Consider the following 12,615-nt stretch of genomic DNA (forward strand, 5'->3'; position numbering starts at 1 on the left):
TGGGATGTAGTCGCTCCATTCGTACGGAGTGTTCGCTAGATTGCCTTCTTACTCCACGTTTGCAAAGTAAATCGTCTTTAGAAAAATCTTACAAGTGTGAGGGCAAAGCTCACATGCGCCTAAAAGAATAGAGTTGTAACTACCTTGCTTATCAAGTTTTGAGGTTTAGAATCTCTATGTAGAATCTACGCGATTGATACAAGGAGAAATAATGCTAAGCTACATTGTCAAACGATTAATACTCATTATCCCCACACTCATAGGCGTGATGAGCATTAATTTTTTGCTTATGCAGCTCTCTCCTGGTGGTCCTGTGGAGCAGACTATCGCTAAAATAGAGAATCTTGGGCATTTAAGCGAAGCCTCAACAGGCTCAAACGCTCTCTACAAAGGTTCCGTAGGCTTAGAGCCTGAACTCATCGAGGAGATTAAAAAACTCTATGGTTTTGATAAATCTTTGGGTGAGCGCTATGTGCAAATGCTGTGGCGTTTTGTGTGTTTTGATTTTGGTGAGAGCTTTTACGCACAGCAGAGTGTGTTGTCTATCATTGTTCAAAAGCTCTCTGTGTCTATATCGCTTGGGGTTTTTAGCACATTGCTTATCTATTTTATTAGTATTCCACTAGGCATTGCTAAGGCAGTGCGGCATGGCTCACGCTTTGATGTGATAAGTAGCATTGTCATCGTCGTGCTTAATGCCATTCCCGCCTTTATGTTTGGCGTGGTGCTTATCGTGCTTTTTTGTGGGGGGAGCTATTTTGAGCTATTTCCTTTGCGAGGACTAGTAAGTGATCATTTTGAGAATCTAAGCGCTTGGGGGAAGCTTAAAGATTATCTATGGCATTTGTGTTTGCCCGTGTTATGTATTAGTATAGGGGGCTTTGCCACATTGAGTATGCTAAGCAAAAACTGCTTTTTAGAGGAGATTCATAAAAGTTATGTGGTATGTGCGAGGGCAAAGGGTGGGAGTGAAAATCATATCTTATACAGGCATATTTTCCGCAATGCTATGCTTTTAGTAGTGAGCGGATTCCCTGCGGTATTTGTGGGGGCGTTTTTTAGTGGGAGTTTGCTTATAGAGATTATTTTTAGCCTTGATGGATTGGGGCTTTTAGGCTATGAAAGTGTGGTGAATCGTGACTATCCTGTCGTTTTTGGCACACTCTATATTTTTACTTTTATCGCCTTAGCATTAGGGATTATCACTGATATTTGCTATTACTTCATTGATCCACGCATCCACTTTGGGGGCAAAAATGTTTGACAAACGCATACTTCAAGTGCGCTATCAAGTCTTTAAGCAGAATAGACGTGCATTTTACTCATTGATACTTTTTATTGCGTTCTTTGTTTTGAGTGTGGAAGCAGAATTTATCGCTAATGACAAGCCGCTTTTTATCTACAAAGATTCTAAAATGTATTTTCCTGTGTTTGTGAATTATACCGAAACGGCTTTTGGTGGGGATTTTGATACGTGGTGTGATTACCTTGATAACTATGTGAGGGAAGAGCTTTTAAAGGATGCTTTTGTCATTTATGCACCTATCCCATATAGCTATAATAGCATCATTATGGATTTAGACACACAAGCCCCTAGCCCTCCGGATTCTAAACATATACTTGGCACAGATGATAAGGCGCGAGATGTCGCTGCACGGCTGATTTATGGGTATAGAATTTCCATTTTATTTGCGTTAATTTTGTCTGTATGTAGCGTGGTGATTGGAGTGTGCGCGGGGGCGGTGCAGGGCTACTATGGCGGAGGAGTGGATTTGGTAGGGCAGAGAATCATTGAAATTCTCAATGCTGTACCTATTTTGTTTGTGATTATCATCATTTCAAGTGTGTTTGAGGCGAATTTTTGGTGGATTCTATGCGTGGTGCTACTTTTTTCGTGGATGGTGCTTGTAAATCTTGTCCGCGCGGAGTTTTTAAAAGCGCGGAATCTAGAGTATGTCCGCGCGGCAAAGGCTATGGGTGTGAGTGATGTGAGAATAATGTTTGCGCATATTTTGCCTAATGCGATGAGTGCTACGCTTACTTTCACGCCCTTTATTATGGCAGGAAGTATTGCCACATTAAGTAGCCTTGATTTTTTGGGCTTTGGTATGCCTGTGGGTAGCCCAAGTTTGGGGGAACTTCTCGCACAGGGTAAAAACAATCTCACCGCCCCGCATTTAGGTATCACAGCGTTTGTTGCGCTATGTGTGCTACTCTCAATCCTCGTTTTTATCGGTGAGGGTTTGCGTGATGCTTTTGACCCGTATATCAAAGTGCATTTAAATGATACAAATACGGCAAATAAGGTAGAACACAGCGATAAAATCGCAAACAGCGGAGGGCATAATGAAAACCTTTAAAACTCACTTAATAACCAAACGAAGTGCGGTTATTAAGTGTATCCTTTTGTCCTCGCGCTTTCACCGCTGCGAGATTTGTCTTTTTTTGCAAAAGGATTGCATGGTGCGAAGCAAATTTTACACCTGCGAAGCAGACCTACGCTGGAAGCTTTAGCGACAAAATCGAGGAGAAATGATGAAAATCTTTAAAAATGCCCTTGATAACCAAGCAAAGCGCGGTTATCAGTGTATAAACTTTAGGCATGAGTGTGGATTTACTCCACACGAGCAAGACCTACGCGGTGGCTTTAGCCACATACGGACGAAGTGTTTATCCACGCTTACAAACAGCGTAGGCAATAATAAGGGCATATTATGCTAAAGATAAATAATTTATGTGCTACTTTTGCACATTCTCATCATTTTGCTTTGGATAACATCTCCTTACATATCGCACCACAGGAAAAAGTCGCTTTGGTTGGAGAATCTGGCTCGGGCAAAAGTATGCTTGCACAGCTTATTTTAAAGCTACAAAGCAATGTCATCGTGCAGAGTGGCGATATATGCTTTAATAACACAAGTCTTTTAGGACTAGATTCAAAGCAAATGCGTTTTTTACGTGGAAAGGATATTGCCTATATCCCCCAAGAGCCACTCTCAAGCCTTAATCCACTCCATAAGGTAGACAAACAAATTTTAGAGAGCTTTTATCTCCATAGCGATGTGCTATACCCGCATTTGCGTGGCAAGGCATTGAATCTAAAGGCACAAGAGAGACTAGAAGAACTTCTAAGCCTTGTGGGTTTGAATGCAAACCTTGCTGAACGTTATCCTTTCGAGCTAAGCGGAGGGCAAAAGCAACGCGTAGCCATAGCGATGAGTATTGTCAATAATCCTGCTTTGCTTATTTGTGATGAGCCTACAACTGCGCTTGATGTCCTTGTGCAAAAGCAAATTATGGACATGCTTTTACGTTTAAGCACAAAAAGCGCGATTTTGTTTATTAGCCACGATTTGGGTGTTGTGAGAGGGTTTTGTGATAAGGTTGCCGTGCTAAAAGATGGTAAAATAATAGAATCTCGCTCTACAAAAGATATTTTTCACAAACCTAAACACCAATACACGACATTTCTTATAGAATCTTTAAACCTCCCTCACAGAGATAACACCACATTTGTAGATACAGATTCGACTTTAAGGGCAATGCATTTTGATGTGCAAGTGAGTCAAAGGAAATTTTTCAAGATACATTATAAGACATTGGTTTCAAATGTGTGCTTTAATGTGAGAAGTGGGGAAATTCTAGGCATAGCTGGAGCGAGTGGTAGTGGTAAATCAAGCCTTGCACTAGGTATATTGCGATTACTTGAAACAAAAGGAGAGCTGTATTTGCACAATACGCAAGTTGAGACAAAAGTTTTAAGAAAAAAAATTAGCATTGTATTTCAAGATCCTTTTTCATCACTCTCTCCAAGATTCTGTGTGGGGGATATTATCGCAGAGGCGTTGGGAGGGCGATTTGAAACATATAAAGATAAAGTGATATGGGCTTTAGAATCTGTGGGATTAAGCGCATATCATGCCCAAAGCTATCCTTTCGAGCTAAGCGGAGGGCAAAAGCAACGCGTAGCCATCGCCCGTGCTATTGTGAGAAAACCTGATATTTTGCTCCTTGATGAGCCTACCTCTGCCCTTGATAAAAGCTCCCAAAAGCTTATCCTTACGCTTTTGTTATCCCTGCAAAAGCAGCTACGTATGGCATATATCTTTATCACGCATGATTTAGAAATACTCCGCGCCTTGAGCGATAATATATTGATTTTGTACAAAGGGCAAGTGGTAGAATCGGGCAAGAGCAAAGAAGTCTTTGCCGCTCCGCAAAGCAGCTATGCTAAAAGCCTTATAAATGCGTTTTTCTCACAAGCACAGGATTTGAGGGAAACACAAGATATTTATAAGGATAATGAGTGCTAGAATCAAGCTTTAGCTTACTTAAAGCACTAAAACAAAAGCATTTGCTATATGATAAGCCAAGCTGGTGGTGGGCAAATCACGGGCATTTTGAAGTTGTGTTAGGGGCGATTTTAGTGCAAAATACGCAATGGAGCAATGTAGAGAGAATGCTTCATTCTATGCAAAATACGGGAATTCTAAGCGGAGATTCACAAATGGATTTAGAATCTATGGCACTGGTGGATTCTATGGTATTGCAATCCCATATCATTGGCTTACAGCGGCAAAAATCCGCCTATATTATCAAACTTTCACGAGCAATATTAAGCGATTTTGGGAGCTTTGAGAACTTTAGGCAAAATGTGGATTGTGAATGGCTACTTGCACAAAAGGGCATAGGGCGTGAGAGTGCATATGCGATACTCAACTATGCGTGTTTGCGGGAAGTGATGGTTGTTGATAGATATACCTATAAGCTACTATGTCATTTGGGTAGGGAGATAGAGGACTATGAGGAATTAAGAAGATTCTGTGAGGAAGGCGTGAGGGAGAATCTTAACTTAGTCTATGAACTATACCCGCAGGATATGAGCTTAGCGCAGATTTTCGCGCGGTTCCACGGCAAGATTGTAGAATTTGCTAAGGCAAAGGGTGATATGGCGCATTTGGCTAAAGAGATAGAATCTTGCTACTTCTAAAACCAAACCGATCTTAACACAAGGTGATATTTTCAATCAATTCGCATTTGCCATTTTTGATAATCAAGGCATCAAGGCAGTAAGCCTTTGTTATATTATGTGTGGATAAATACAGCCCTATAGCTTTTGTGAGTTTTGTAAGTTTAAGGGGCGTGATATTTAAAAGCGGCTCAAAGTTTTTACCGCTTTTAACCTCAATAAAATGCAGCACATTATCTCTAAAAGCGATAATATCAATCTCACCATATCGTGCGTGAAAATTCAGCTCTATAATCTCAAAGCCCCTCTCACGCAAAAATATACAAGCACTCTCCTCTGCTAAATCACCCTTTTTGCGGCTCATTTTCATCTCTCATTGTATTTAGCTAATCTTCAAGGCGCATTTTATAGGGCTTCTGCACGATAGAAGGGAGCGATTCTAGCTCATTTAGCGCGTGATTGACATTTTTTTCATAGCAATGATGTGTAGAAAGCAGCATTTTTGCCACATCTTTATCATCGGTTTCTTTTTGCAAAAATGCACCAATAGATATATTGTGCCTCCCCAGAATCTGTGATACCTGCCCTAGCACACCGGGTTTATCGCTCACATATAAACGTATATAATAGCGTGAATATATCTCATCTTTGCTCTTTAGCCGAATATACTTACTATCTTCTAAGGCACGCTCAAAGCCTAACATTGCCGCATTCTCACCTCTGGCAATAGCTATTATATCACTCACCACAGAGCTTGCCGTAGCATCACCTCCAGCCCCCGCTCCATAATACATACTCTCTCCTACACAATCCCCAATCACACTAATGCCATTCATCACGCCATCAACCTTGCTTATCATCGCATCTTTTTTTATCATACAGGGATGAACGCGCAATTCTATATCGTGTCCTTGTTTTTTCGCAATGCCAAGCAACTTAATTGTATAGCCAAATTCGCAAGCAAATTCTATGTCATCAGGCATAATCCCTTCAATCCCCTCGATGAGAATCTGCTCGGGCAGGGCGTTAATACCATAGGCTAGAGAGGCAAGTATAAGGAGTTTATGCCCCGCATCACCACCGCTTATATCAAGCGTAGGGTCAGCTTCTGCATAGCCGAGATTCTGTGCTTGTTCGAGTGCGGTGTAGAAATCCTGCTTATGATTTTGCATTTGCGTGAGAATATAATTGCTCGTACCATTAAGAATCCCGCGGATAGTAAGGATATGATTCGCATTTAAGCCATCTTTTAGCACACGGATAATGGGAATCCCCCCGCAAACACTCGCCTCAAAGCCTACAGGCACACCATTTGCTAGATGCGCAATATCATAGCGATGATAGGCTAACATTGCCTTATTCGCGGTAACAAAAGCCTTTTTCGCGCTCAATGCCTTTTTAGCAATCTCATAGGCAAAGCCCACACCGCCCATTAACTCGACAATAATCTCTATTTGGCTATCATTTAGCATATCATCGACATTATCGCTTACTAACACCTGTGTGTTCAGCTCCTCTAGCTTTTTGTGAGCCTTTGCTTTATCACGCACCACAACGCGCTTTAGGATAACCTCCTTGCCCGCCCGTGCATTAATAATTGCACGATTAGCAATCAATGCCTTTAGCACACTGCTCCCAACCACGCCAAAGCCAATCATACCTACAATGAGTTTTGACATTTTTACCCTTATTGAAATTGTTTTAAAAATGCTTTGAGATTCCGTGCGGCTTGGCGGATACGTTTTTCATTTTCAATAAGTGCGATTCTCACATAACCCTCACCATACTCACCAAAGCCTACCCCTGGGCTAACTGCAATCTTTGCTTCCTTAAGTAATCGCTTAGAAAACTCCAAACTTCCCATATCACCCACACATTGAGGAAGCTTCGCCCAAATAAACATACTTGCCTTAGGCTTTTGCATATCCCAACCAGCCTCGACAAAGCTCTTAATCAGCACTTCCATACGTCTCTCATATTGCAATTTAATCTCCTCTACACACGATTGATCGCCCTCGAGTGCGATAGTTGCAGCGATTTGTAGGGGCGTGTAGATTCCATAATCTATCCAGCTTTTAATCTTTTGCAAGGCTTGAATGATTTTTTTATTCCCCACGACAAAGCCAACCCGCCAACCCGCCATATTGTAACTTTTTGATAATGTATAGCTTTCTACGGCTACGTCCTTCGCTCCCTCTATTTGTAAAATACTTGGCGTCTTAAACCCATCAAAGCATAATTCCGCATAGGCAATATCAGAAATAATATAGAATCTCTCCTGTTTTGCCATCGCCACCAAACGCTCATAAAATGCTTTATACACGACAATGGTTGTAGGATTATGAGGAAAATTCACTACTACAAACTTTGGGCGGGGCATTACCTCCCTTAACACGCGCTTAATATTACTAAAAAAATCCTCCACATCAAGCTCCATTTGCTCATTCCACTTTAGCCCAAAGGTAGAGACATTTGCACCATTGAGGATAAAGGCATAATAATGGATAGGATAAGCTGGCTCTGCTACGATGGCATTATCACCCGGATTTGCAATGGCTTGCACAAGATGCACATAGCCTTCTTTGCTTCCCATCGTTACACAAGCCTCATTCTCCGGGTCTAAATCCACATTGTAGCTGCGTTTATACCAATTACAAATCGCCAAACGTAGCTTGTAAATCCCGCGACTAACAGAATAGCCCTGATTTTTCTCTTTTTGTGCAGCTTCACAAAGCTTTTCCACTATATGCTTTGGTGTGCTACCATCAGGATTCCCCATTGAGAAGTCAATCACATCTTCATTGTTGCGGCGCATTTCTAGCTTAATCTCATTAATGGCAGCAAATACATACTTAGGTAAACGTTTTATCTTATCAAACTCAATCTCATCAAACATCGCTTACTCCTTATATTTACTTTATAAAACTACTTAAGATTCACAGAAATACCGCCTTTTAGGCTTTCTGGACTATCATAATCTGTAATCATCACAAACTTTACGCCTCGAGGCACACGTATTTTAGCTGAAGCACTCATTCCTGTATTGGCGACTATATCTACTATACCAAGATTCTTATCATAAAGCACTACGCGGGGATTCCATTTTATAAAATTTATTGTTTGGATATGCAAATCCCCATTTGCGTTCAATGCAAGCCAATACTCCCCGGATACCTCGCGTAGATTCAGTGTAGCACTTTTAGCAAGAAATTTTGTATTAGGCAAACGGGGCTCATTCACCTCTAGCACATATTCCCATTGTTGCTCACTTATACGATTAATATCAAGGCAGACAAAGCCTCTCTTGCTAAGTTCATCAAGAATAATGCCAATATCTGGATTGTGTTCAGTATTAAAAGAAAATTCTATATTAGATAAACCTTGAGAAAGTTCGGCTTTGCTCACTACGTAGTATGAATAACCCATTGTAGCAAGAATACTATTAGTTACTTTTGTTAATAAAATAGGGCTAGTACGTGCAGAAAAACTTAACTTTACTTCACTTGGTTGTCCAAAACGCGAAGTAAGCAATCCATTATTCTTAAGCGCATATACAATCTTAGCTATATCGAGTCGTCCATTTGTATAATACATCGTTTTATTTGCAAAAATTTTATTAAGAAAATTAACATTGAGCTGATAGTTTTGTTCTCCTATAAGATTACGCACCTTATCATCAAATACATCAGCCCATATATAAGTAAGCATAAATGCCATAAATAGCACATATCTTACCATTCTAAACCACCATTAAGTTCTTTGAAACGTGTATAGCCTATGTTGCGTAAAGTTGAGCCATCATAATACATTCTCACAGGGTGTTTTGTCCCGTGTGGAATATCTTCACCATTAAGCGTAAGCGTAAAACTGCTATGCCCCATAATAAAGAGCATTTTACCCTCAAGCTTTATATCATATTCTTTCTTATAAGAAAACTGCTCTTTTGTACCTGTTTCTAAGTTAATTACACCCAGCCATAAATCAAAGTCCGATTGAATATGCAAGATATTGTCATTAATGACTTTCTTTTGAGCTTCTTGGCTCGAAGAAGTATTTTGAGGCTGGAAGAAGAAATTTTGTTCAGGGTGGCTCTGTAATGGCTCTTGCAAAGGTTTAGAGTAAGCATTAGAGCTCTCCGTAGATACAGCTTCTCCTTTTTGAGGAGTGTCTTGCTCTTGCACAGCCTCTGGTATAGATTGTGCTTCAACCTGAATGCTCGATGCATCAAAGAATAAGCCATCATAGCCATCTTCTTGTGAGGAAGTATGAGTGTTCCTCTGCGATATAGGTGCTAGATTGCTCTTTTGATGGTCTTGCATAAATGCCTTATAGGCAAAATATCCCATTAGTGCTAAAAGTATTAAAACCAAGATAACATAAAGCCACGAATAAGATTCTGTATCGGATTTAGCAATTGGCTTGCCTTTAAGCGCTAAATCAAGTACTTGATGTTCGCGTTTTTTTTCTTCATTCTGCTTTTGCTCTTTTTCTTTTGCTATTTGCTCTTCTTTAGCAGCATTTTCTTTTAATCTTTGGGCACGTTGCTCTTCATCTTGTTTGGCAATGACTTGTGAGACACTTTTTATATCTTCATTTTTTGAACGTTCATACAAAAGAAGCCAATCGCGCAAATCAACATCATATTCTCGCTCTAAGATAGCAATAAATCCTTTAGCCCTTACTCTATCGATTTTATCAAAACGCTTCTCGAGCACATCTTCAATCTTTGAATTTGCTAACTTTGTGCTCTTGCTAATTTCTTTTAAGCCAATAGCTTTAAGTTTAGCAAGCTCTGAATCAAGTAATGATACATTATTTTTGTCCTGCATAGTTAATCCTATCTATTAAAATTCCAGTAGCCACAGCTACATTAAGCGAATCAAAATGATGTGCCATTTGGATAGAGAGTATTGTATCAAGTTTGTGCTTCAATCGACCTGATAAACCTTGATTTTCACTCCCTAAAAATAAAGCCCATTTTTGCCCCACTTTTCCCTTTTGTCCTACATTCATATCTGCCCCTATGAGCGTGAAATTGGCATTTTTTAGCTCATTTACGACATCAAAAATATTTGCAAAGATTCCATAAGGTAAATGTAAAAATGCACCGCTTGAAAGACGAGCGATACTTTCTATCGCTTTTTGACTAAGACTTGGCAAACAGATTATCACTCCCTCTACCCCTAAAGCATAGGCAGTGCGGAAAATAGAGCCGATATTCCCCACATCAGTAACATTATCGAGTACAAGCAAAGAATCTTTACTTTTTAACTCATTTAAATGTGCCGGCAATGGTGGCGTAATACGCGCTAAGATTCCTTGATGATTACCTCCGTGCGCTAAGGCTTGAGCCTTTTTAAAATCAAGTTTTTTGATAGGCTTGTTGAGTTTGGCTAATTGAGAAAATATATCTCTTGGCAATTCTTTAGTTAAATAAATTTCCTCAATACGCCAAGGGCAGGTATTGAATGCATAAAAAACAGGCTGCTTACCATAAAGTATCACTCTTGCCCCCCCCCTCGTATTTCCTCATAGCACTCCTTAATGCTTCTATCGCTCATCTTACTTAGAATCTTTGCCTTTATTTTAGGTGGAATATCAAGCATTAGCACCTCTTCATAATCAAGTGTTCTTTGTTCTTTGGTGATATAGGGTTCTCTCACTTCAAGCACGAGCACCCATTCTCCTTTAATGGTAGAATCTTGTAATGCTTGGCTTATTTCGCTCGCACTACCATAATAGCGCTGTTGATGGAGTTTAGTAAGCTCCTTTTGTACGCTAAGATGAATAGAGGGCAAAAGGAGCCCAATATCTGCAAGGGTATCTAAGATTCTATGAGGGCTTTCATAGCAAATAACGCTATATGCCTCACCCATACGTAAATGCGTAAGCCGCATAAGTTTAGAATGCCGCTCTAGCTTTTTATGCGGCAAGAATCCTGCGAACACAAAAGGCGTAGATTCTACTCCACTACCGCAAAATGCGACATTGAGCGCACACGCCCCTGGTAAAACATCAAAAGGAAGTTGATGTGCTATCGCATAAGATATAAGTTTCGCGCCCGGGTCACTGATACAGGGAGTTCCCGCATCGCTCAAATAGAGTATATGTTTCTCAAACATACTTGGCTGTAAATTGGCTATAACATCATTTTGATTATGTGAATGAAAGGGTATAAATTGTTTAGATTCTATAAAGCTTTGGGAATCTACTCCCGCTGGGAGAGTGAGTAGCTGACGCTCAATGAGGAGATGTAAGAGTCTCTTGCTAACCCTACTATCCTCACATAGAATAATATGAGCTCGTTTTAACCACTCCAATGCTCTAAAAGTAATATCCTCCAGATTCCCTATCGGGGTTGGCACAAGGGCTAGCACAGGTTTATTTTATATTATATTTTTGCTTAAATTTTTCCACACGTCCTGTAATGTCTGTAATTTTATCGCTGCCTGTGTAAAATGGGTGGCAAAAGCTTGAAATATCAATACGTAACTCGCTTTTAGTGCTTAAGACTTCAATTTGCTTACCGCTTGTTACGCAAGTTACCTTGCACGGCACATATTCTGGGTGAATACCTTTTCTCATTATTAATCCTTTATAGTATGTGGTAAATAAAGGCGTAGATTTTATCAAAAACTGCTTTAATTAAACTAAAATGAAAGTTATATTTCAACAAGGAAGTAAGATGTGCTGTGTAATATTTTTGATACAGCAAAAATATTACACAGCATAAATGGAGAAAGACAAGAGGATAAACAGTGCAAACTTTCCCTGCTATTGATATAAATAAACTATTTTACTTTTTCGAGATACTCGCCTGTTTCGGTATTGACTTTGATTTTCTCACCCTCTAGTACGTGAAAAGGCACTTGCACGACTGCCCCTGTCTCAAGTGTGGCAGGTTTTTTACCACCACTGCTTGTATCGCCCTTAAAGTTTGGGGCTGTTTCAGTAATGGTAAGCTCCACTACAAGTGGCACATCAACAGAAATCGCCTTTTGATTATGGAATAGAATCTGCACATTTAGCCCATCAATAAGCCACTTTGCCACATCACTCACTTGGTCATCACTCAGGGCAATTTGCTCATAAGTAGCCGTATCCATAAACTGAAACGCACTCCCATCGTGATAGAGAAACTGCATTGTTCTTTCCTCTAAATTTGGCTCCTCGCATTTATCCCCTGCATGAAAAGTTTTTTCAATCACTTTGCCATCAAGAAATGACTTAATCTTTGCCCTTACAAATGCTGCACCCTTGCCGGGTTTTACGTGCTGATATTCTGTGATTCTATATGGAATCCCATCAATTTCTATCTTCAAGCCCTTTTTCAATTCACTCATTCCAATCGCCATTGCATATCCTTTAAACATAATTGAGGCGACATTATAGCAAAAAACATCTAGAATCCATATCTTAAGGAACAAACTTATAAGGGTAGAGCGAGAGTAAAAACCAAACAACCATAAAATGCGAAATAGTATGAAGTGTGGTAGCAAGAAAGCACAAAATCTAGATCTTAGAAACGCACAACCTCACTTGATAAGTTGCATTGAGCAAATCATCAAAGCCGATAACTTTTAAGCAATAGGCAGAACTTTACTTTCTATAAAACAGGATTGCACTATGGCAAAATTTAATAGCAT

At 39.9% G+C, this 12,615-nt stretch carries 14 protein-coding genes; 5 read left to right on the forward strand and 9 right to left on the reverse strand.

The features are described 5' to 3' along the window. The first annotated feature begins 211 nt into the window (after nt 1-211). From QZ289_RS10030 to QZ289_RS10050, 5 genes are all read left to right on the forward strand, one after another. The gene (locus QZ289_RS10030) at nt 212-1,264 is read left to right on the forward strand and encodes a microcin C ABC transporter permease YejB (RefSeq protein ID WP_295702180.1); all 1,053 of its coding nucleotides are present in this window, start codon (nt 212-214) and stop codon (nt 1,262-1,264) included. Continuing rightward, entirely contained in the window at nt 1,257-2,360 is a 1,104-nt protein-coding gene (locus QZ289_RS10035) for an ABC transporter permease (protein WP_295702182.1), read from the forward strand. Before QZ289_RS10030 ends, QZ289_RS10035 begins: the two co-directional genes overlap by 8 nt. A gap of 175 nt (nt 2,361-2,535) precedes the next feature. Beyond that, nucleotides 2,536-2,721, forward strand: coding sequence for a hypothetical protein (locus QZ289_RS10040; protein ID WP_295702183.1), 186 nt, complete (start codon nt 2,536-2,538; stop codon nt 2,719-2,721). Beyond that, on the forward strand, nt 2,715-4,313 hold the full coding sequence (locus QZ289_RS10045) for an ABC transporter ATP-binding protein (RefSeq protein ID WP_295702185.1): 1,599 nt from the start codon (nt 2,715-2,717) through the stop codon (nt 4,311-4,313). Before QZ289_RS10040 ends, QZ289_RS10045 begins: the two co-directional genes overlap by 7 nt. Next, on the forward strand, nt 4,307-4,990 hold the full coding sequence (locus QZ289_RS10050; protein WP_295702187.1) for a 3-methyladenine DNA glycosylase: 684 nt from the start codon (nt 4,307-4,309) through the stop codon (nt 4,988-4,990). Before QZ289_RS10045 ends, QZ289_RS10050 begins: the two co-directional genes overlap by 7 nt. A gap of 13 nt (nt 4,991-5,003) precedes the next feature. Here the strand turns inward: QZ289_RS10050 and QZ289_RS10055 are convergent, their stop codons facing one another. From QZ289_RS10055 to efp, 9 genes are all read right to left on the reverse strand, one after another. Beyond that, the gene (locus QZ289_RS10055) at nt 5,004-5,333 is read right to left on the reverse strand and encodes a YraN family protein (protein WP_295702189.1); all 330 of its coding nucleotides are present in this window, start codon (nt 5,331-5,333) and stop codon (nt 5,004-5,006) included. Nucleotides 5,334-5,355: 22 nt separating this feature from the next. Beyond that, on the reverse strand, nt 5,356-6,648 hold the full coding sequence (locus tag QZ289_RS10060) for a homoserine dehydrogenase (protein WP_295702191.1): 1,293 nt from the start codon (nt 6,646-6,648) through the stop codon (nt 5,356-5,358). An 8-nt stretch (nt 6,649-6,656) separates the two neighbouring features. Beyond that, nucleotides 6,657-7,865: an LL-diaminopimelate aminotransferase gene (locus QZ289_RS10065; RefSeq protein WP_295702193.1), complete on the reverse strand. Its 1,209-nt coding sequence runs from the start codon at nt 7,863-7,865 to the stop codon at nt 6,657-6,659. A gap of 29 nt (nt 7,866-7,894) precedes the next feature. After that, entirely contained in the window at nt 7,895-8,707 is an 813-nt protein-coding gene (locus QZ289_RS10070) for a hypothetical protein (RefSeq protein WP_295702195.1), read from the reverse strand. Then, nucleotides 8,701-9,798 (reverse strand): hypothetical protein, encoded by a 1,098-nt coding sequence (locus QZ289_RS10075; RefSeq protein ID WP_295702197.1) that lies wholly within the window; start codon nt 9,796-9,798, stop codon nt 8,701-8,703. Before QZ289_RS10075 ends, QZ289_RS10070 begins: the two co-directional genes overlap by 7 nt. After that, nucleotides 9,782-10,474, reverse strand: a complete 693-nt coding sequence (gene rlmB / locus QZ289_RS10080) for a 23S rRNA (guanosine(2251)-2'-O)-methyltransferase RlmB (protein WP_295702199.1) — start codon at nt 10,472-10,474, stop codon at nt 9,782-9,784. Before rlmB ends, QZ289_RS10075 begins: the two co-directional genes overlap by 17 nt. After that, nucleotides 10,471-11,346: a 16S rRNA (cytidine(1402)-2'-O)-methyltransferase gene (gene rsmI / locus QZ289_RS10085; protein ID WP_295702201.1), complete on the reverse strand. Its 876-nt coding sequence runs from the start codon at nt 11,344-11,346 to the stop codon at nt 10,471-10,473. The genes rlmB and rsmI overlap by 4 nt, the downstream gene beginning before the upstream one ends. Before the next feature lie 4 nt (nt 11,347-11,350). Further along, complete coding sequence (gene rpmE / locus QZ289_RS10090; RefSeq protein WP_295702203.1) at nt 11,351-11,554, reverse strand: 50S ribosomal protein L31; 204 nt, start codon at nt 11,552-11,554, stop codon at nt 11,351-11,353. 206 nt (nt 11,555-11,760) lie between these two features. After that, on the reverse strand, nt 11,761-12,324 hold the full coding sequence (gene efp / locus QZ289_RS10095; RefSeq protein ID WP_295702205.1) for an elongation factor P: 564 nt from the start codon (nt 12,322-12,324) through the stop codon (nt 11,761-11,763). Nucleotides 12,325-12,615: the final 291 nt, after the last annotated feature.

The organism is uncultured Helicobacter sp., assembly GCF_910577135.1.
In the GTDB taxonomy this organism is placed as follows: Bacteria; Campylobacterota; Campylobacteria; order Campylobacterales; family Helicobacteraceae; genus Helicobacter_C; species Helicobacter_C mastomyrinus.